Source organism: Bowmanella dokdonensis, assembly GCF_017254865.1.
GTDB lineage: Bacteria > Pseudomonadota > Gammaproteobacteria > Enterobacterales > Alteromonadaceae > Bowmanella > Bowmanella dokdonensis.
The window spans coordinates 1-442 of record NZ_JAFKCV010000094.1 but is presented as its reverse complement, the minus strand read 5'-3'; the positions used below and the strand labels follow the sequence as shown (position 1 = coordinate 442).

Below are 442 nucleotides of genomic sequence, written 5' to 3'. Positions count from 1 at the left end.
GCACAGATACCACGTTTTTAGACCTACCTAGCGCCAGTCGCATACGGATGGGGCCGTCATACACTTCCGGTGAGTTTTTGGGACGCCAGACAACACCGGATTTTCTGTCCCACTGGTTGATGGGAGCATCGTTCATAATGCTGCCCAGGGTAAAACCATGCTCCAGGGCGGCCGAGTAAACAAAGGGTTTGATATTGGAGCCGACCTGGCGTTTTGCCTGTGTCGCCCTGTTAAACTGACTCTGATAGAAACTGTAGCCCCCGACTATGGCTTGCACTGCGCCATCGGCAGGGTTCAACGCAATAAACGCTGCGCTGGCATCTGGAAACTGCGATAACTGCCAGAAGTCGGTTTCATCATTGAATCGAACCCACACCAACGCACCTTCGGTAACAATATCGGCTGCTACTTTGGGTTCATCGCCCTGCCTGGTGTCTGACAC

1 protein-coding gene is annotated in these 442 nt (G+C 53.2%); it reads right to left on the bottom strand.

From position 1 onward, the window contains the following. Window positions 1-442, bottom strand: a 442-nt coding sequence (locus J0A66_RS21700) for a penicillin-binding transpeptidase domain-containing protein (protein ID WP_277603613.1), incomplete at both ends; no start/stop codon positions are given.